Raw genomic sequence first — 18,710 nt, 5'->3', positions numbered from 1 at the left:
CGAGCGATCTTTCTCTGATGGTTGGCGGACCGGCCGGAAGCGGCGTAAACCCAGCGTCAGAGATATTCATGAAGGCCTGTTCGCGCGCGGGGCTGTTCGTCTTCACCAACGTCGAGTACCACTCCAACATCCACGGCCGGCATATCTTCTTCCGCATCCGAACTGCCGACGAGCCCATCACCTCGCACGTGGAACGGGTGGATGTGCTGCTGGCGCTGGATTCCGAGACGATCTACGGCACCGATCCGCACCAGGACTACCAGTCGCACAAGGGTCACCTGCACGAAGTGGTGCCAGGCGGCGCGATCGTGGTGGACGCCAAGGTTGGCATCACCACCGAAAACCTAGGGCGCGACGACGTGCGGCTGCTGTCCCTGCCCTATGACGACATCGTGCGCTCGGCCGTCGAGGAGCACGGCCTGGAATACAACGCGCGGCGCCATGCGGTGATGGCCAACATGGTGCCCCTGGGCGCGTGCTGCGCGCTGCTGGACTTCGACGTGGATCGCGTGATCCCGATCGTGGCCGAGCGCCTGCCGGAACGACACCAGAACCTGGTGCCGATCAACCGGTCGGTCCTGCAACACGCCTGGGAGGCGGCGCACGACATCCTCGGCGACGCGGGGTTTTCCCAGACGCTGCATGCCCGCGACGACCAGCCGGCGCGGATGCTGGTGGCGGGGCACGAGGCGATCGGCATCGCCAAGCTGCACGCGGGCTGCGCCTTTCAGACGTACTACCCGATCGCTCCGGCCTCCGACGAGAGCGTGTACCTGGAGGCGCTGCAGGCCGATTGGCCCATCGTGGTGCTCCAGGCGGAGGACGAGGTCGCATCAATGAACATGGCCGTGGGAGCGGCGCACGCCGGCGTTCGCGCGGCTACGTCGACGGCCGGTCCCGGATTTACCCTCATGGCCGAGGGGATGGGATTTGCGTCGATCACCGAGGCGCCGGGTCCGGTGGTGGTGCTGTACCAGCGCGGCGGCCCGAGCACGGGCCTGCCGACGCGAAACTCACAGCAAGACCTCAGGTTTGCGCTGCAACCGGCGCACGGGGAATTTCCACACATCGTGGTCGCGCCGGGAGACGTGGAAGAGGCGGCGCAGTACACCCACCTGGCCTTCAACTGGGGCGACCGCTACCAGGTGCCGGTGGTGGTGCTGGCGGACAAGTTCATTGCCAACTCGCATTTCACGGTTGACGGCCTGGGATTGCACGGGCTGCCGGTGGACCGCGGGGCTATCTGGACCGGCGACGCCAATGGGGCGGAGCCGTATCGGCGTCACAAGCTGACGGCTTCCGGCGTCAGCCCGCGCGCCGTGCCGGGCACGCCCGGCGGCGAGTTCGTCACCACGAGCGACGAGCACACCGAACGCGGTCGGATTGAGGAAGACATCGACAACCGGATCGAGCAGATGGACAAGCGGATGCAGAAGCTTGACATAATGCTCGACGAGATTCCGGAGTCGCAGCAGTTCACGTTGCACGGTTCGGATGACGCCGACCTCACGATTGTTTCGTGGGGCTCGACACGTTGCCCCATCCGCGATGCGATCCGACAGGTCGAGCGTGAGTCGGATATCCGGGTGAATAACCTGCAAATCCGGCTGCTGCGTCCCTTCCCCGCGGACGCCGTGCGCGAAATCCTGGAGGGCGCGAATCGCCTGCTGCTGCTCGAAGACAACTACGCCGGCCAGCTTGGCCTGCTGGTCGCCGAGCAGACGGGGATCCAGATCGAGGAGAAGGCGCTGAAATACACCGGCCGCCCGTTTTCGCAGGACGAGGTCGCCGAGGCGATCCGGCGGCAGGTGCCGATGCCGGCAGCCGTCGCGGCGGCGTCGCATGGCTCGTAACGTGACCGATTGGCGACTGCCCACCCGCACCGAAGGATGGCTATGGCCGTAGCAACGCTTCCGACCGTCAAGGATTTTGCCGTCACGGACTCGCACCCGGACTGGTGCGGGGGCTGCGGCGACTTCGGCATTCTGAACGCCGTCAAGCAGGCGCTGGCCCAGCGCGGGCGTGCGCCGCACGATGTGATGGTGGTGTCGGGCATCGGCTGCTCAGGCAAGCTGCCGCACTACGTGCGCACCTATGGCCTGCACACGCTGCACGGGCGCGTGCTGAATGTGGCGACGGGCGTGAAGCTGGCGAATAGCGATCTCGAGGTGCTGGCGGTCGGCGGCGACGGCGACGGCTATGGCATCGGCGCGGGCTATTTCGTCAACTCGGGCCGCCGCAACGTCGATTTCACCTACCTGGTGCACAACAACGGCGTGTATGGCCTAACCAAAGGCCAGGCTTCACCGACGATGCAGCGCGGGATGCAGGTCAAGAGCATGCCGGAGCCGGCCATCATCGACGCGGTGAATCCGATTGGGCTGGCGATTTCCTCGGGCTACACCTTTATCGCGCGGGGATATGCCATGGCGCAGCGGGAGCTGGTGGGCCTGATCGTGCAGGCCATGGAGCATCGCGGGACGGCGCTGATCGACATTCTGCAGCCCTGCCCGGTCTACAACGATTTGCTGACGATCGAATTCTTCAGAGGCCGGGACATCGGGCATCAGCGCACCTACGCGCTGGCCGACGAGGGCTATGACGGCAAGGTGCACGATCCGAGCAATATCGACGAGATCGTCGCCAAGCAGCAGGCGGCGCTGGCCAAGTCGTACGAGTGGGGCGAGCGCATTCCCATGGGCGTGCTCTACCAGATCGACCTGCCGACGTTCGAGGACGGCGTGACCTCCCGTCGACCGGAGTTCGAGGCGACGTCGCTCATCGACGGCGCTCGTCCGGGCGTGGACGTGAGCTCGCTGGAGGACCGGTTCCGCTAGGGGAGCCTCGCTAAGCCCGGGCGCCGGTGGGGCAAACCCGCTCACCGGAGGCGGGACGTCAGCTCCGATCCTCCTCGCGCTGCGCGAGCGTGCCCAGGTAAACAGCGCGCACGGCAAGGGCTCGTCGGGCGTCGCCCACCACCTCTTCGAAGAACTCGTCGCGGTATTCGCGATTCGTGAGGACGCTGATGGTGAAGTAGAAGCCCGAGAACGAGGCCAGGAAAATGGCTACCTGTAGCAGTTCCACGGTCAGCGTCCTTCCCAGCCACTCAAGGTCCAGCAGGCTGCGGGGCTCGCTATGGGTCCATGACGCAATGGTGCTCGAGTCCATGGCGATGGCTCCGAAGACGAAGAAGAACACTCCCACAAGCATGCTGACGAACAGGACCCGAAGCGACAGCGCGACTAGCACGACGAGACCGACGTTGGCCCATTGCCCGCGTCGGAGCGGCGCATCCAGTTTCAGTGACTTGGCGGAGTTGACGAGGTTGGCCGCGGGAGTTCCCCGCACAAGCTCCATCACGCGGTCGGGGCGTTCGAAGGTCGCAAGGTCGCTGAGCTCGAGCGGCAGCCGGGAGATCAGGAAGGCCGCCGTCACCAGCGCGAAGAGCCCCATCAACGAAGCGAGGATTCCGGGCTCGATCGTGCCTGCCAGCTGCCATACCTCGGCGTTGATGAACAGGAATGTCAAGAACAGCAGCAGCAGCGGCAGGGCCCGCGCGAAAAGCCCCAACACATCGATCATGTCGCGGACGAGCCGCCGCACGCCCCAACGCAGGATGGGCACCAGCGCGAAGCCGACCGTGAGATAGGCCGCCAACAGCAGCAGGGCGTTCATGCCGAGGACGAGCGCCGCATCCGCCCACGCACCCCAGATGAGCCCGGTGAGCGCCGGCGCGGCGAGCAGGAACACGAGCACTTCCACCGCGCCGACCTGCTCCGGCATCGACAGCAGCTTTCGACGACGCAGGGCGTTGATGCCCATCCAGACCGCCGTGAGCGCGACCATCGCACCGACGACCGAGAGCAAATTTGCCCACCACGGCCAGGCCGTGCTGATGTTCAGCAGGACCTCCAGTGCCAGCACGGCCAGCAGGAACGGGAGGGTGCGGGTGAGGATGTCGCGCCGGGTGCTGTAGTCCTCGGTGAGGTGGGGCACCCCCTGCCGGCGAAACCATGCCTCGGTGGCCTCGAGCGTTGCGTTGGTCGTGGATCCTGCGCTCACGGGGGACGGTCTAGGCGAGGAACGGCGGGCGATTGCGGCGCCCGCCCGCGGCGGATGGCGGCCGTGGGCCGAGGACTCGCACCGCTACTCTCTCGACGGACCACGCCGGTTGCCGCGGGCGGGTTGGCAACACCCTCGCGGTCGGGGTGGTGCTCGGGCGGTCAGCAATTCTGGGCATCGGCCGAAGTCTAGCTGGGCCGACCTTAGAGGCGGGATTGCGGTCGAGCCGGAGGCCGCGCCGCTGGTGGCGGGCGACTCTGACATCTGAGCCCCGGGTGGCGACTCAGCACCGGCGGGAGCCCTCGATTCGTGGGTTGCCCTGGCGGGGCGGATTCTCGCCTTCGGAGACTTTCGCAGAATCCGATCGGAGGAAGGGTGGTTGGAGTAATCACGCTTGCCCCCAGATTCAATGAAGGGTGGATTCCCGCCTTCGCGGGAATGACGGACTCAACGTGGGCTACTACCGCGCAGCTTGGCTGCGGGCGCGCGTGGCTGTGGGAGACTCTGGGCAGGCTGACGGCGACTCTATACGCCCCCGTAGCTCAGTGGACAGAGCAGCGGCCTTCTAAGCCGACGGTCGTGGGTTCGAATCCCGCCGGGGGTGCCGCTGACCAGAGGTGACGCGCGCGCCAAACCTGTTAGACGGCCCTCGGACCGAGCGCGCAGGCCGTGCCCAGACGGTGCGTCTCATGCGAAGTGATCAACGGCCTTCATCCGGCCTCGACCCGACTGGCGACGGTTCGTGCGGCCCTATCCAACTTCTATCGCGATACGACAGTGGTCGCTGGGACCCCAATCCGCCACCTCGTTCAGCGCCTTCGCTTGAATCTCCTTGTGAAATCCTCGAGAGGCAAATACATGATCAAGCTGAACGGAGGCTCCGGCAGGATTGCTCGACGGCTTGTGGTAGTAGGTAGGTACATCCAAGGACTCGTCGGTCAAGTGCTTGGGAACTGGGTCAGCGCGGCGACCGGCAGGGTACTGGGGTCCCAAGTAGTCCAACCCGAGGGCTTGGAATCGGTCAATTACGGTCTGCGCCCGAAGGTCAAAGCTGTCGGAACTCTGAAACGACAGATTTAAGTCCCCAGCTGCCAGTATCCGATGTTCGGCTGGGCATTCGTAGTTGCCGATGAATGCGGAAAGGTCGGAAATGATTCGGTGAGCCGAGGCGTCAGAGTGAATCCAGTCGGCCTCCGTGATCGGATGAGGAGTGAACCACCGGGCGTACATCGAAGCCGCGATAAATGGATCCTGGCCGGTCGCAGGGATCACCCTGGCCACATCTATCGTTCCAATGCCGCTCACGGCCACATTCCCGGGGTGTTCCGGAGATACCCCTGTCGGTCCGATCTGTCGAAACCACTCGACTTTCACCCGATCTGACAGTCTCACGACCATGGGCCAACGGTCATAGTGGGGATATCCGGACGTTGGGTCGTAGCTCAGCCACGGCATGTGGGGGCTGATTTCCACCCTTTCGCGAATGTCGTCTGGAACGGCGCGCGCTTCCTGCAACAGGGCCACATCGGCGTCCATCGCGACCAGTTCTCGCCATGGCTCGTCGAGGGTTTCGATGTTCCAACTCACTACTCGAATCAACGCGCCTCCCAATCCGCCTTGCCCATGGCGGCATTGCATTTGAGGTCAGGCCGACTGTGGTTTACGGCCTGGATCAGTCCGAATCCCGATAGGTCGGACCATTGGGGTCAATGAGGTTGGCGATGCGTTTTAGCTCCGAAACGATGGCGGCGAGGGTCGCCTCGCGGTCAGCGCCGGACGGCAAGTCAATTGGTAGGCAGGCTTCCTTGCTGCGCCATTCCAAGCCTGGTTCGGTTAATTTGCCCAAAATGCGGCGTACCGCCTCTAAACCCACACTGGCCGAGCCGTCGTCCCAGTCCCAGAAGGACAACCATAATGGTCTGTCCATGCGCTTAGCGGCGGTATCGTCGATTCCGATCCAAGCGAATGCGCCTCCGAGACGAAGATTCCTTCCGTCGTAAACATATTTGTCCGTTCCGTGGGGAATGTACCCCGATGCCCAACCTAGTCCATCTGTGTTGGCCCAACCCGAGCGCTCTAGACGCTTCACGACGTCCGCGATCAACGGCTTCAGATTGTCGTCGTGTTGAGGGTTGTCGCTCTCGACAGCATCGGCAGCAAGACCCTGCAACTCGGCGATTTCGAAGCATGCCTGCCAGTCTCTGTTCTCTCTGGCCTTGTCAGCGATCCTCTCTAACAGCGATTCCCAGCTCGTCAGCATCAGGCGGTGCTGACCAGCTTTCGTTGATGCGGTTGTCAGGCCCGCGTCCGCGCTGGCAGGGCCCAAGTCGTGGCCTGCGTCTTGCAACCGACTCACCAGTTCGTCCCAGAGCCCAGATTCTTTGATTCGAGAGTTCGGCGCCAGAAACAGAAGCACGGCCCGCCGACAATTCGGAAGCTCTCGCCAGTAGGTGACGGGTTGGTGGTGAGTGAGTTGCGCCCAGAATTTGGACTCGATGAATGCCACGAGGTTGTCATTACCGTCGTAACAGGCCAGATCGGGCACCGCCCCATGGGTAGTCCCCGCCCAGGTTTGGACCTTCTCGATCGGCAACGGCCCTCGACTATCCGCCAGGAACTCCGACAGTGCCAGCCGCGCAGAATCCGAACGAGACAAGACGAAACGCAGAGCATCCGTGGCCGCGTCTTCTAGGCCTCTTGCATCATTCTGGGCGATCAGACTTAGCAAACTCCTGCTATTGGCCATCGGCATGAACTTTCATGCGTCACACACTCCCAGTGCGGTCTACAGAATCTGCACGGCGGCACGATCTCCGTTGTGAGGTATGAATCTGCGGTCCGCGGCTGTGCGCGGAGAGAGTCTGAAGCATACAGCCGAGCGCGGACGTCGGTACTCGCAACGCGGCGCCCCGATCCGGGTACTTAGCCCTGCTGATCCGGGACGAACGGCAGCGGGGCGGTGGCGTTGATGTTGGTGGCTACGTCGACTACGGCGGGGCGGTTGGCGGCTAGGGCGGTGGCGAGGGCGTCAGGAAGGTCGCCGGCGCGAGTGACGCGGATGGCGAGGCAGCCCATGGCTTTGGCGATCTTGGTGAAGTCGACGTCTTCGAAGACCCATAGCTCGTCGGGGTTGCCGTCGCGGTTGGCGTAGAGGTCGTCGATGGCGGCTTTGCCCTGGTTGAGGGAGCGGTTGTTGTTGATGACGGTGACGGTGTTGATTTGGCAGCGGACGGCGGTCTCTAGCTCGGCGAGATGGTACCAGACGCCGCCGTCGCCGGTGAAGCAGACGACGGGGCGGTCGGGCACGGCGCACTTGGCGCCCATGGCGGCGGGGAGGGCCCAGCCGAGCGATCCGGCGCAGCGCAGGTAGCTCTGGGTGCGGTGGGTGATGTCGATCATGGTGCCGGTCCAGATACCGGCGTGGCCCGTGTCGGAAACGAGCACGGCGTCGTCGGGGAGGAAGTCCTGGACCTCGCGGCAGAGGCGCTCGGGCCGGATCGGTGAGGCATCGGAGTCGCGATGGGGTTGCAGCTCGGCGCGCCACTCGGCCACGAGCTGTTGAGCGCGCCTCGTCCACCCGGTCTCCTCGGGCACGGGCTCGGAGACCTCGATAAGCCGTTGCAGCGCCAGCCTGGCGTCGGCCAGGATGTCGACCTGGCTGGGGTAGTTGCGGCCAAGCTCGGTTGGGTCGACGTTGATCTGGATCGTGGGGACGCCGGGCCTGGGGACGCGCCAGAAGTGGGTGGCCTGCCCGCCGGTCTGACTGCCCACGATCAGCACCAGGTCGGCCTCGTACGCGACCTGGTTGGCGCACGCGCGCGAGTAAGTGCCGAGCACGCCAACGGACTGCGGATGGTCCTCAGGGATTGAGCCCTTGCCGTTGAGCGAGGTGACGACCGGTATGGCGAGCTTCTTGGCCAGAGCGGTGACCTCGGGACCGGCGTGCGAGGCGGTGACGCCGCCGCCGGCCAGCATGACCGGGCGCTGGGCCTGCTCGAGCAACTCCGCCGCGGCGTGGATCTGTGCGTCGTCGGGCGCGGGGCGGAAGGCGGGGTAGCTTCGGAACGACGAATCGACGATCACCTCCGCGTCGAGTTCGTCTTCTTCCACCAGCTCGGCGGCGATGCCGAGAAGGTCCAGATGGGCGGGGGCCGGCGAGCCGGAGACGGCCTCGCGGAAGGCCTGGCGCAGCAGCAGCGGCAGCTGCGCGGCGCCGTCCACCAAGGCGCTGAACTTGGTGACGGGCTGGAAGAGTGGCCAGTGGTCGATCTCCTGGTAGGCGTGCCGGTAGCGATATTCCGGCGTCCAGCGTCCGGTGAGGGCGATCACGGGCGAGCGGGCCAGATAGGCATCCTGGAGCCCCGCCGCGAGATTGGCGGCGCCGACGGATTGGGCAAACGCCACCCCCGGCCGGCGTGCGGCGCGGGCGTAGCCGTCGGCCATGTAGGCGGCGGCCTTTTCCGTGTGGCACATGACCCGCCGGATGCCCAGCGGCTCCATGTCCACCAGGCTCTGCTGCAGGATGCCGGGGACGAAGTAGACGGCGGTTACGCCGTAGCCGTGCAGCGTCTCGGCGATGAAGCGGGACCCGGTCATCGAGGGCATGGCGTCACCATTGCACGTGGGCGCATGAGCAATGGAACCACATGAGCGCGTCAAGGCTGGTGACTACGCCCTGCACGCCGCCGCCGCGTCGGCAGACTTACCGTCGCCTGACCCTTGGAGGAGCCAAGTGCTTGAGTGCGGCTACCTGAGTAGCGACGCTCGCGATCGGCTGCCAGGAGTTGGCGTCACGACGCGCTGGTAACTACAATCCTGTAGTGTGGCTAGGGGCTACTGCGCTTGCGCTGGACATGGGATCCGTCCAAGGACAGGGCGAATCTGCGAGCGCACGGGCTCGGTTTCGAGGCCGCCGTTTTCGTGTTTGACGATCCCATGTCCGCAACGCGGGAAGACCCTTTTCCAGGTGAGCAACGGTGGCGAACCATGGGCTTTGTTGGGACGCAAGTCGTGATGGTGGTCCACACCTGGCCCGGAGTCGATGCCGAGACCGGCGAACTGAGCGGGCGCATCAGCTCCGCGCGCAAGACCACGAGACGTGAAAGGGAGGCATATGAAGAAGGACATGTCTGAGCTGCCGCCTGGCGTTCAGGAGCAGATTCGGTCGTTGGAGACACAGTCCGATGACCAGATCGACACCACCGATGCCCCGGAGATTCTCGACTGGTCCGACGCCAGGCGCGGAGTCTTCTACCGGCCGGTGAAGCAGCAGATCACGCTGAGGCTCGACGCGGACATCATCGCGTGGTTCAAGGCTCATGCTCGCGGCGGTCGCGGGTACCAAACTGACATCAATGGGGCGCTCCGCGAGCATGTTCAGCGGACGGCCAGTTCGGCACGGTAATCCCGCCCGGCGGGCACAGGTCATCGAGGGCATGGCGTCATCCTCTCGCGCACGCGGCCTGCGGTCGCATTCTTCTCAGTTTGAGCAAGCCGTGCGGATTTTGAAACGGGATGACGCGTCCTTGGATCGAGCGCGGAACCTGCGTTCCCGGCGGACCTCGATTCCCAGTGCAACGGCGTTCGGACTGGCGCCGAATTCGAGTGCCAATCCCCGTAGCTGAAGCAGGACCGACGGTTGACGCGATGCCGGTCCATCCTTACGTTGCATTGGCTCGAATCCGCCGCAGGCCGAGTGGGACGCACTGATGGCCGTCAAGCTGTCCAAGTCGCTCAAGGACAACCAAGGCGCCTCGAGTGTCGCGTCGACGGTGAGCGAATACGAACGTCGCTTCGAGGTTGACCAGCACGGTGGATCGCCGATCGCCGAATTCACGACGGCCAACAATCTCTACTACGACGTGGCTACGGACTTCTTTGAGTTCGGCTGGGGCCGGTCGTTTCACTTCGCGCCGCGGGTGCCCGGCGAGAGCTTCAAGGCATCGCTGGCGCGCCATGAGCACTACCTGGCGCACCGGCTGGGGCTGGAGACGGGAATGGTCGTCGCCGATATCGGTTGCGGCGTTGGCGGACCGCTCATCGAGATCGCCCGGTTTACCGGCGCAAAGATCGTTGGCGTGAACAGCAATGCCTATCAGCTCAAACGTGCCCGGAAGCTGGTGGACGACGCGGGGCTGGCGCACTTGGCCGAGTTTCTGCACGGCGACTTCCTGGATGTGGATGCTCCGGACGCGTCGTTCGACGCGGCCTACTCCATCGAGGCCACGTGCTGCGCTCCGGACAAAGCGAGCATCTATGGCGAGGTGTTTCGCCTGCTCAAGCCCGGTGCATGCTTCGGCGCGTATGAGTACTGCATGACTGATCGATTCGACGCCCAAGACCCGCTCCAGCGGCGGATCAAGTACGACATGCAGCTGGGGGGCGGACTGCCCGTCATCGACGACATGGCAACCGTTGATCGCGCGCTGCGGTCGGTAGGTTTCGAGGTGTTGGAGACGCGAGACCTGGCGCAGCAGACCGGTCCGTCGATTCCCTGGTACGAACCGCTGGTGGGATCGGGGATTTCGCTAGCCGCCTTTCGCAGTTCGCGGCTCGGACGCTGGGTCACGCACAATTCGGTGCGAGCGCTCGAGGCGCTGCGCATCGCGCCGAAAGGCACGACGCGCGTCGCGGCGACGCTGAATCTCTGCGCGATGGCCATGGTCGAGGCGGGCCGGCTGGGCATCTTCACGCCGATGTACCTGGTCCACGCTCGCAAGCCGGAATAGCATTCTGCCAGCGGTCGGGTGACCGTCGCGATGTGTTGAACGGAAGTGGCAACCGGCTGGTCTGAGGGATTGTGCGCGGCCGACGGTGTGACTAGCATTCCAGAGCGACTTCGCAAAGTCCGCCTGGCGGAGGAGGAGCGGTCCATGGGTCGAGCGAAAGCTGTCAGTCGTCGATCGTTGCTCCGGGGAAGCGCCGCGGCCTTGGCCGGAAGCGTGGGCGCAGCGACGCTGGCGGCCTGTGGCGAAGCGGAGGTGATCGAGAAGATCGTGACGGTGACGGAGATCAAGGAGGTGGTGAAAGAGGTCCCGGTCGAGACGGTCGTGACCAAAGAAGTGATCAAAGAGGTGATCAAGGAAGTCCCGGTCGAGGTCATCAAGGAGGTTCCGGTCGAAAAGATCGTGATTCAGGAAGTTCCGGTAGAAAAGGTGGTGATCAAGGAGGTCCCGGTCGAGACGATCAAGGAGGTGCCGGTTGAAAAGGTCATAGTCAAGGAGGTTGTCGTTGAGAAGGTCGTGACCAAAGAAGTCATTGTCGAAAAGATCGTCGAGCGTACTCCTACCCCTGAGCCTAGTCCTGCTCCTGAACCCACCGCCGCGGTGGCGGAGCGGCCGATGGCGCCCGAGGGGCGCAACATGGAGGCGACGGGGTTCATGCCCTCGAGCTTCCAGGAAGCGCCGTCGCTTGCGGCCCGCGTCGCGGCGGGTGAGTTGCCGCCGGTCGAGGAGCGCCTGCCTTCGGAGCCCTTGGTCTGGCAGCCCTGGGAAGCGATCGGCACTTACGGCGGCCGCTTGAACTTCGCCAGCGTGGCGATTTCGGTGGACATCGGCAACGCCAACCGCACCGACACCCTGGCCTACGACATGACGGGCACCGTGCTGGTCAACGATGCCGTCAAGCACCACGAGGTGAGTTCCGACGGCACGACCGTCATCTTGGAACTGCGCAAGGGGCACAAGTGGTCGGACGGGGCCCCGTTCACGTCCGAGAACTTCCTGTGGCACTACCACAACTACATGCTGCACGCAGAGCTCCAGCCGCGTGGTCCGTGGCCGCCTATCAACGGCAAGCCGCCGAAGGTGGAAGCCCCGGACGAGGTGACGGTTGAGATCTCATATCCGGACCCGGCGCCGATCTTCCTGGATCGGCTTGGCCGAGGTGGGAGCGAGCGCGGGTTCTACATCGCGTCGCACTACATCGAGCAGTTCCACGCGGACTTCAACCCCGAGGCCGAGAGGTTGGCCAGGCGGGAGGGATTCGACGATTGGACGGAGCGTTTCCGGGCCAAGATGCGCTGGGGCGCGCACCAGACCTGGTTTACCTGGCATGCGGTGGACCGCCCGGTGCTGGCGCCGTGGATGCTCACCGCCCACTCGCCGGACCGGGCGTCGCTCGATCGCAACCCGTATTTCCACATCGTCGACACCGCCGGGAACCAGCTGCCGTACGTGGAGGGCCTGAACTTCGAGCTGCTGTCGGACCGAGAGGTCTATCAGATCCGCCTCACCCAGGGATCGCTGGACTTCGGGCAGTTCGAGCTCGACTTCAACAACATGCCGCTGTACCGCGAATACGAGACGCGGGGCAACTATCGGACGCTGATCAGCAAGGCGCTCCGAAGCTCGGCCCTGGCGCTCCAGCCCAACTGGACGTATAAGGACGCGGCGGTGGCCGAGATCTTCCAGGAGCTTGACTTCCGCATCGCGCTGTCAGTGGCCATCGACCGCGAATTCATCAACGACGTGGTGTACTTCGGTTTGGCGACGCCATTCCAGGGGACGATCCTCCCGAGCTACACGTTCTACGAGGACCACTGGGGCACGATCCACACCGAGTACGACCCGGCCAAGGCCAATGAGCTGCTCGACGGACTGGGCCTCGACCAGCGCGACGCCCAAGGTTGGCGGCTGAGGCCCGATGGCGAGCGGCTCACTCTGGTCATGGAGATCGGTGACCAGGAAGGCCCGAAGGACGCGATCGCGGAGCTGGTGGCGGAGAACTGGCGCGACGTCGGGCTCGACGCGCGGTGGATCCAGATGGAGCGCCCACTCTACGAGGAACGCCTGAACCTGCTTACCGAGATCATGATCGGGACCGAGCACACGGAAGCTACCGGGTACTTCACCCGCTGGGTCCCGTGGGTCTGGGGATACAAGGGCATACGGGCTGTCTGGGCCGGCGGGTGGACCGCGTGGTTCGCCACCAACGGCGGATGGGGGCCCGAGCCGCCGGACGAGATCAAGGCCAACGCTGAGGCCAAATGGCGATGGCAATTGTCCGTTCCAGGGACTCCCGACTACGACCGGTGGGGCAAGGAATACTTCGGGTGGCAGGCGGAGAATCTGACGGTGATCGGCACCGTGGGATTCGCCCCGCATCCGACGATCGTCAACAACCGGGTGAAGAACTTCCCGGACGACGAGGAGAACCTGTGGTTCGGCGCCGGGGCCAACTTCACCAAGCCCTATCGCGCGTTCCAATGGTTCATTCCCGACGCATGAGTGTGCGACGCTGCCAGGCAGGCTAGGCCGGTGAGGGAGAGGCGCGATGGCAGCGGGTGACGTGACGCAGGCGATGGTGGACTTCTACCGCGTCCACGGGGCGGTGAAGCTGCCTGGGCTGATCAGCCGTGAGGAGGCTGCGGCCTACCGCGAGGAGGGGATGCAGCTGCTGCTGGCGGGTCCGACGGGCGAGCTGGATATCGACGGCGCGAACCAGCAGCGGGTGCAACTGTGGAAGTGGAACGAGACCATGCGCGCGCTGACGATGCTTCCCCGGCTGGGGGCGGCCGCCGAGCAACTGGCGGGGATGCCGCTGCGCCTGTGGCACGACGACATCATTGCCAAGCCGCCGCATAACGACGGGCCGACCCGGCCGCACCAGGACATGCCGCTGTGGGCGCTGGGCAGCGCGCCCGGCGCGCTGACGGCCTGGATCGCGCTGCAGGATACGTCGGTCGAGATGGGTTGCATGAGCTTTGCCATGGGCAGCCAGCACTGGAAGGACCTGCCCAAGGAGGTGGCGCACGGCCATCGGCCGGACATCGCCAAGGGCTCACTGCAGAACGTGGACGAGGTGGCCTGGCTGCCGCGCATCACGATTCCGCTCCAGGCGGGCGATTGCACGTTTCACAATGGCTACACGTTTCACATGGCCGGTCCGAATCTCACCGACGAGTGGCGCGTGGCCCATCGAGTGGCGATGGTGGACGCGGCGGCGGTCTACGACCCGCACCTGCCGCATCCGGTGATTGACGGCCTGGGGCTGGATCCCGGCGACGGACTTCCCGACAGCGCGTTTCCGTTGGTTGCAGGCTGGGCTGGGGCGGCTGCGTCGGGCTAGTCATTCGACGCGAGGTAGGGCCCCAACCGTGAGCGCCGAGGGCGACCGCCGGCGCCTGGCGGACGACCGCTACCGTCCCGCGTATCACTTCACGGCGCCGGCAAACTTTCTCGGCGATCCGAACGGGACGATCTGGCGGGACGGCGCCTACCACCTCTTCTACCAGCACAACCCCGACGAGGCCTACGACAATCCGCGGCGGATGCACTGGGGTCACGCCGTCAGCGATGACCTGGTCCATTGGCGGGATTTGCCCATTGCGCTGGCGCCCGCGCCCGGCGGACCCGACCGCAGCGGCTGCTATAGCGGCGGCGCGATCGATCTCGATGGCGTGCCGGCGCTGGTGTACTACGGCAATCCCGACGGCATTTGCGTCGCGACGAGCGCGGATGGGATGCGCACGTGGTCGCGGCATCCATCCAATCCGCTGATTCCGCAGCCGACCGATCCGCAGGCCGGGTGGCGCGCCTGGGACCCGTGCGCGTGGCGCGATGGGGACACCTGGTATCTGGTCTGCGGCGGCAAGATTGAGGGCGCCGGCGACACGGCCTTCCTGTTCCGCTCGCGAGATTTCGTGCGGTGGGAGTACCGCGGCTTGCTCTATGAGCCGGGCGGCGAGAGCGATTGCGCGGTTCCGGACCTGTTCAGATTGGGCGAGGCCCACATGCTGCTATTCGCCAGCCATGAGCGAGGCGTGCAGTACTACGTGGGCGAGATGGCGGGCGAGCGATTCGTTCCGCGGCGGCATGGCCGCATGAACTTTGCCGGGTTCTCGCTCGAGAGCGGGACGCTGTGCGCCGGGCTTTCGCTTCGCGACGAGGCCGACCGGCGCATCATGTTTGGCTGGGTGACCGAGGGCCGCACGGAAGCCGCCCAACGGGCTTCGGGTTGGTCGGGCGTGATGTGTCTGCCACGGGTGCTGTCGATCGGCAACGACGATCTGCTGCGAATCGAGCCGGTGCCTGAACTGCGGGTGCTGCGAGGCGTTCATCAGCGCTTGGACGGCTTGCACGTGTCGGCGGGAGCACCGATGAGGTTGGACGGCGTGGATGCATCCTGCGCCGAGGTGGTGGTGGCCTTTGAGCGCGAGACCGCGGGCGAAATCGGCGTCGCGGTAGGCCGATCGCCGGATGGGGCGGAGGAGACGCGGATCGTCTATTCGCGTGCCGAGGGCCGCATCTCCCTCGATCCGACGGCTTCGAGCGCCGCTCCGGATGTCGTTGGGCGCGCCGTCCAGCACGCGCCGCTTGAGTTGGACACCGACGAGGCGCTGCGGCTTTGGATCTTTGTCGATCGGTCAATTGTCGAGGTGTTTGCCAACGGGCGACAGTGCCTCACCCAGCGAATCTACCCCGCACGCTCGGACAGCCGCGGCGTGGCGCTCGTTACGGAAGGGGACGCCGTCGTGCGCTCGGTGGACGTCTGGCAGATGCGCTCGATCTGGTGGTGACTGCGCGAGACCGACGCTGGTGGATGACTCTCGAACAGGCGCACCGGATGCGGATGTCTCGTCTATGCTGACCGATGGCGACCGCCGCATCGCCTCCGGAATGTGCGGACCCGGAAGTCAGCGGTCTGCCCAGGTAGCTCAATCGGCAGAGCGGCGGTTTTGTAAACCGCAGGTCGTGGGTTCGAGTCCCACCCTGGGCTCCACAATGCCGAGTCGCCCACCAGATCGCCATGATCGTTGATCCCGCCGTAGTTCCAGGCTTGCTGCTGCTGGCGGCAGAGCTGGTCGTGCTGGCCGCCATCGGCTTTGCCGTGGTGCGGGTGGCGCTGGGGCAGACCGACGATTTGCTGGCGCTGGCGCAGGGTCTGGTGGTCGGCCTTGCCCTTTGGGGGCTGGTCACCAACTTCGTCGTCTACCTGGCGCCCGGACTCGCCGGGGCGCTGGTGGGATGGGTGGTCGTGCTGGCGCTCGGCGCGGGAATCGTGTGGCGTCGGCGTGAGCGCCTCGGGGTGCGGCCCCGTGTCGCGGCGGGGCTCGCGGTGGCGGTCTTGGCGCTGCTCTGGGTCGCATTGGCCGGGCGACAGCTCATGCCGAATCCCGATCCCTACATCCATCATGGGTTCATTGCGGCAATGCGCGCCGGCGGTCCTCACCCGCCCGAACTGCCGTGGAATCCCGGCATGGCCGTGCCCTATCACTACGGGGTCGACCTGCTGATTGCGCTGCTCACGCCTCCGGTTGGGCCCGATCCGGCGTTCGTGACTGAGCTGTTGGGCGCGTATATCTGGACGAGCTTCGCGCTGGTCGTGGGGACGCTGCTGCTCCGGCGAGGTTCGTGGCCGGCGGTCGCGACGCTTGGGCCGCTGCTGCTGACCGCCGGCGCGCAGACGTTGCTGTTCGCCACGCCGGGCGTGCTCCAGGTGCCGGTGCCAGCCGGGATTCCGGAGGCCGGCCTGCGGGCAGCGCTGGGGACGGTCTACGTGGATGGGCTTGGGGTGAGCGAGTCCGTGCCGCCAAACGTCTGGAAGCCGACGTTTCCGCTGGCGTACACCCTGGCGCTGGTGGCGCTGGAGCGGGCCGCGCACGGCGGGGGGCGGCACTGGCCGCGTCGAGTCGCGTTGGCGGTGCTGGTCGGTTTCCTGGGGCTGGTGGACGAAGCCGTGGCTCCTGTGGTGCTGGCGCTGTGGGGTCTGCTCGAGGCGGTCGCGCTCTGGCAAGCCCGCCGCGAACGCTCCATCACCGACGGCATCCTGCGCGCCGCCGCAGGTCCGGCGCTGGGTGCGCTCCTCCTGGCCGTCGGCGGCGGCATCATCACGGCCGTCCTGTTCGGGGAGGACGCGGGCGCCCTATCGCTCGGCTGGGTCGACGACACGAGCGCCCGGCAGCCGCTGGCGACCTTCACCACGCTGTCGGGCGGGCTGGGATTGCTGGCCCTGGGGCCGCTGGTACTGGCCGGCGGCGCCGCCCTCGTGGCAGGGCGAGATCGGTTCACTCTGGCGATGGTCGTCGCTGCCGGGGTGTTCGTCCTGGCCGGGCTCACGCTGCAATACGAGATCGGGCAGCAGGACGTGACCAGGCTGGACGGGCACGCGCGGAACTTCGCGCTGCTGGCGGCGCTTCTGGCCGTGAGCCCGAGGCTTCGCACGCTGCGACCCCGCTGGCGCTGGGCCACGGGCGCGGTGATCGTGGGGCTGGTGACCTGGCCGACCGTGGTGTCGCCGCTGCGCGCGATTGGTCCGGGGATTAGCCAGGGTGTGGTGCTCGCCAACGCCGGCGACGAAGCGCGAGAGGCGGAGGCGACGGGTGCGTGGCACCGAGAGGTGTATCCGCGCTTGAGGTCCGCGCGGATTGCCGGCTACATCCGGGACCGCACCGACATCGAGGCGCGCATTCTCTCGCCCCACCCGACCGCTATGTCCACCGCTACCGGGCGTCCCAATGCGTCGGGCTTCATCCAGGCGGCGCATCTCCTCTATGAAGTTGGCCCCGAGTACCAGGACGCCAGCCGCTTTCTTGAACCTGCCGCCCTGAGGCGACTGGGAGTCGCCTATGTGCACGCTACGGATGCCTGGATCGAGGGGCTGCCGGACCGCGCCAGGCGCTGGCTGCATGATCCGGAGCTCTTCGAGCTTCTGGTTCGGGATGGCGGCGACGCCCTCTATCGTGTGCGACTGGCGTTCCTCGAGCTTGAAGCCCCGCCGATCCCGGCGTCGCATGAGGCGCTGCGGCGGTCCGTGCCGCCGTCCGCCGTCGTCTATGTGGACCCGGCGATCCAATCCACCTTCGCCCTGCGCGCGGCGTCCACCCTCGCGCACGCGCGGCTGGTGGGGGAGCTGTTCCCGGGCCGCATGCACATGCGGACGGATTTCGGGATTGAGCCGCTTGGTGAGCACATTCCAGACGTCGTTGTCGTGCCGCACTGGTTTACGCCGTCCATATTCCCGCCGGCGGCGCGGCAGCCGATCTGGTGGAACGACGGTGTGACGGTCTACTCGCCCGACGGCGCAATCGCTCCGCTCATGACTCTGGTGCCCGGGGATTGGCGGTCCGTTACCGCCCGTATGTCCGACGTCGTCGAGCGGAACCAGCAGATTGGCTTTGCCCTGACGCTGCATAACTGGGAGCCGGACCGCTGGACGGGACAGGATTGGATCGTGGTCGAGACGACGGAAGCGGGAATCCCCGTCTATCCGGGGTTTGGCCAGCCCGCGGCGGCGCGGTGGTTTCCAGGCGAGATTTCGTCGCAGCCCTCCGCCGTTGAAGCCTATTTCAGATTCGATCCACGCGCGGGCAACTTGGCCGCGGGCGCCGGGACCATTGGCGCGGTGGGGAACGGCGATCCGCTGAGCCCTGGGCGGTGGACGCTTGCGATGCGGCTGATTCGCGCCGTCGATCGCGGCGGCTACGTGGCGCACGAGCACGTGGGATTCATCCCGCTGCTGCGGGTGGACATTTCGGAATCGGGCGATGTGGCGGTTGAGGTCTTCGAGGGTGACCTCAACGCGAGGTTGCGGCCTTAGACCATGGTCGGCACGACGGATGTATGCGTCGCGCGTGCGCCATGCGCAACTGGAGCCGCGGACCGCGGACCGTGGATAGGAGTCCTACCCTGGGCTTCACCGATGTCGGC

At 65.8% G+C, this 18,710-nt stretch carries 13 protein-coding genes and 2 tRNA genes; 11 read left to right on the top strand and 4 right to left on the bottom strand.

The genetic code is table 11. The features are described 5' to 3' along the window. Positions 1 to 17 precede the first annotated feature (17 nt). Both OXG79_15060 and OXG79_15055 read left to right on the top strand, forming a co-directional pair. Complete coding sequence (locus OXG79_15060) at positions 18 to 1,853, top strand: 2-oxoacid:acceptor oxidoreductase subunit alpha (protein MCY3785084.1); 1,836 nt, start codon at positions 18 to 20, stop codon at positions 1,851 to 1,853. Between the two features lie 42 nt (positions 1,854 to 1,895). After that, positions 1,896 to 2,837: a thiamine pyrophosphate-dependent enzyme gene (locus OXG79_15055; GenBank protein MCY3785083.1), complete on the top strand. Its 942-nt coding sequence runs from the start codon at positions 1,896 to 1,898 to the stop codon at positions 2,835 to 2,837. Positions 2,838 to 2,895: 58 nt separating this feature from the next. Here the strand turns inward: OXG79_15055 and OXG79_15050 are convergent, their stop codons facing one another. Then, the gene (locus OXG79_15050) at positions 2,896 to 4,062 is read right to left on the bottom strand and encodes a hypothetical protein (GenBank protein MCY3785082.1); all 1,167 of its coding nucleotides are present in this window, start codon (positions 4,060 to 4,062) and stop codon (positions 2,896 to 2,898) included. A gap of 531 nt (positions 4,063 to 4,593) precedes the next feature. Here OXG79_15050 and OXG79_15045 point away from each other — a divergent pair. Then, positions 4,594 to 4,666, top strand: a tRNA-Arg gene (locus tag OXG79_15045). A gap of 146 nt (positions 4,667 to 4,812) precedes the next feature. On the opposite strand, the gene OXG79_15040 is transcribed toward OXG79_15045, so the two are convergent. The 3 genes from OXG79_15040 to OXG79_15030 form a co-directional block, all read right to left on the bottom strand. Continuing rightward, on the bottom strand, positions 4,813 to 5,649 hold the full coding sequence (locus tag OXG79_15040; GenBank protein MCY3785081.1) for a hypothetical protein: 837 nt from the start codon (positions 5,647 to 5,649) through the stop codon (positions 4,813 to 4,815). 85 nt (positions 5,650 to 5,734) lie between these two features. After that, positions 5,735 to 6,814 carry a hypothetical protein gene (locus OXG79_15035; GenBank protein MCY3785080.1) on the bottom strand — a complete coding sequence of 360 codons (1,080 nt, stop codon included), beginning with the start codon at positions 6,812 to 6,814 and terminating at the stop codon, positions 5,735 to 5,737. Positions 6,815 to 6,984: 170 nt separating this feature from the next. Next, positions 6,985 to 8,667, bottom strand: coding sequence for a thiamine pyrophosphate-binding protein (locus OXG79_15030; GenBank protein ID MCY3785079.1), 1,683 nt, complete (start codon positions 8,665 to 8,667; stop codon positions 6,985 to 6,987). Positions 8,668 to 8,904: 237 nt separating this feature from the next. Between OXG79_15030 and OXG79_15025 the strand changes: the two genes are divergently transcribed. The 8 genes from OXG79_15025 to OXG79_14990 all read left to right on the top strand — a co-directional run bounded on the left by OXG79_15025 (position 8,905) and on the right by OXG79_14990 (position 18,600). Beyond that, positions 8,905 to 9,195, top strand: coding sequence for a BrnT family toxin (locus OXG79_15025; GenBank protein ID MCY3785078.1), 291 nt, complete (start codon positions 8,905 to 8,907; stop codon positions 9,193 to 9,195). Beyond that, entirely contained in the window at positions 9,188 to 9,466 is a 279-nt protein-coding gene (locus tag OXG79_15020) for a BrnA antitoxin family protein (protein MCY3785077.1), read from the top strand. The genes OXG79_15025 and OXG79_15020 overlap by 8 nt, the downstream gene beginning before the upstream one ends. Before the next feature lie 304 nt (positions 9,467 to 9,770). Beyond that, positions 9,771 to 10,790, top strand: a complete 1,020-nt coding sequence (locus OXG79_15015) for a methyltransferase domain-containing protein (protein ID MCY3785076.1) — start codon at positions 9,771 to 9,773, stop codon at positions 10,788 to 10,790. A 213-nt stretch (positions 10,791 to 11,003) separates the two neighbouring features. Beyond that, the gene (locus OXG79_15010; protein MCY3785075.1) at positions 11,004 to 13,289 is read left to right on the top strand and encodes an ABC transporter substrate-binding protein; all 2,286 of its coding nucleotides are present in this window, start codon (positions 11,004 to 11,006) and stop codon (positions 13,287 to 13,289) included. Between the two features lie 46 nt (positions 13,290 to 13,335). After that, positions 13,336 to 14,130 carry a phytanoyl-CoA dioxygenase family protein gene (locus tag OXG79_15005; GenBank protein MCY3785074.1) on the top strand — a complete coding sequence of 265 codons (795 nt, stop codon included), beginning with the start codon at positions 13,336 to 13,338 and terminating at the stop codon, positions 14,128 to 14,130. 28 nt (positions 14,131 to 14,158) lie between these two features. Continuing rightward, positions 14,159 to 15,580 (top strand): glycoside hydrolase family 32 protein, encoded by a 1,422-nt coding sequence (locus OXG79_15000; GenBank protein ID MCY3785073.1) that lies wholly within the window; start codon positions 14,159 to 14,161, stop codon positions 15,578 to 15,580. Between the two features lie 127 nt (positions 15,581 to 15,707). After that, positions 15,708 to 15,783, top strand: a tRNA-Thr gene (locus OXG79_14995). Positions 15,784 to 15,810: 27 nt separating this feature from the next. Then, entirely contained in the window at positions 15,811 to 18,600 is a 2,790-nt protein-coding gene (locus tag OXG79_14990; protein ID MCY3785072.1) for a hypothetical protein, read from the top strand. Positions 18,601 to 18,710 lie beyond the last annotated feature (110 nt).

It is taken from the genome of Chloroflexota bacterium, assembly GCA_026706485.1.
GTDB lineage: Bacteria > Chloroflexota > UBA11872 > UBA11872 > UBA11872 > JAJECS01.
This window is presented reverse-complemented; position numbering and strand designations above follow the sequence as displayed.

Bases quoted from the DNA above. Each gene is read 5' to 3' on its own strand.
- OXG79_15055 (MCY3785083.1), top strand. From the start codon at position 1,896: ATGGCCGTAGCAACGCTTCCGACCGTCAAGGATTTTGCCGTCACGGAC.
- OXG79_15060 (MCY3785084.1), top strand. From the start codon at position 18: ATGGTTGGCGGACCGGCCGGAAGCGGCGTAAACCCAGCGTCAGAGATA.
- OXG79_15020 (MCY3785077.1), top strand. From the start codon at position 9,188: ATGTCTGAGCTGCCGCCTGGCGTTCAGGAGCAGATTCGGTCGTTGGAG.
- OXG79_14990 (MCY3785072.1), top strand. From the start codon at position 15,811: ATGATCGTTGATCCCGCCGTAGTTCCAGGCTTGCTGCTGCTGGCGGCA.
- OXG79_15035 (MCY3785080.1), bottom strand. From the start codon at position 6,814: ATGCCGATGGCCAATAGCAGGAGTTTGCTAAGTCTGATCGCCCAGAAT.
- OXG79_15005 (MCY3785074.1), top strand. From the start codon at position 13,336: ATGGCAGCGGGTGACGTGACGCAGGCGATGGTGGACTTCTACCGCGTC.
- OXG79_15030 (MCY3785079.1), bottom strand. From the start codon at position 8,667: ATGCCCTCGATGACCGGGTCCCGCTTCATCGCCGAGACGCTGCACGGC.
- OXG79_15015 (MCY3785076.1), top strand. From the start codon at position 9,771: ATGGCCGTCAAGCTGTCCAAGTCGCTCAAGGACAACCAAGGCGCCTCG.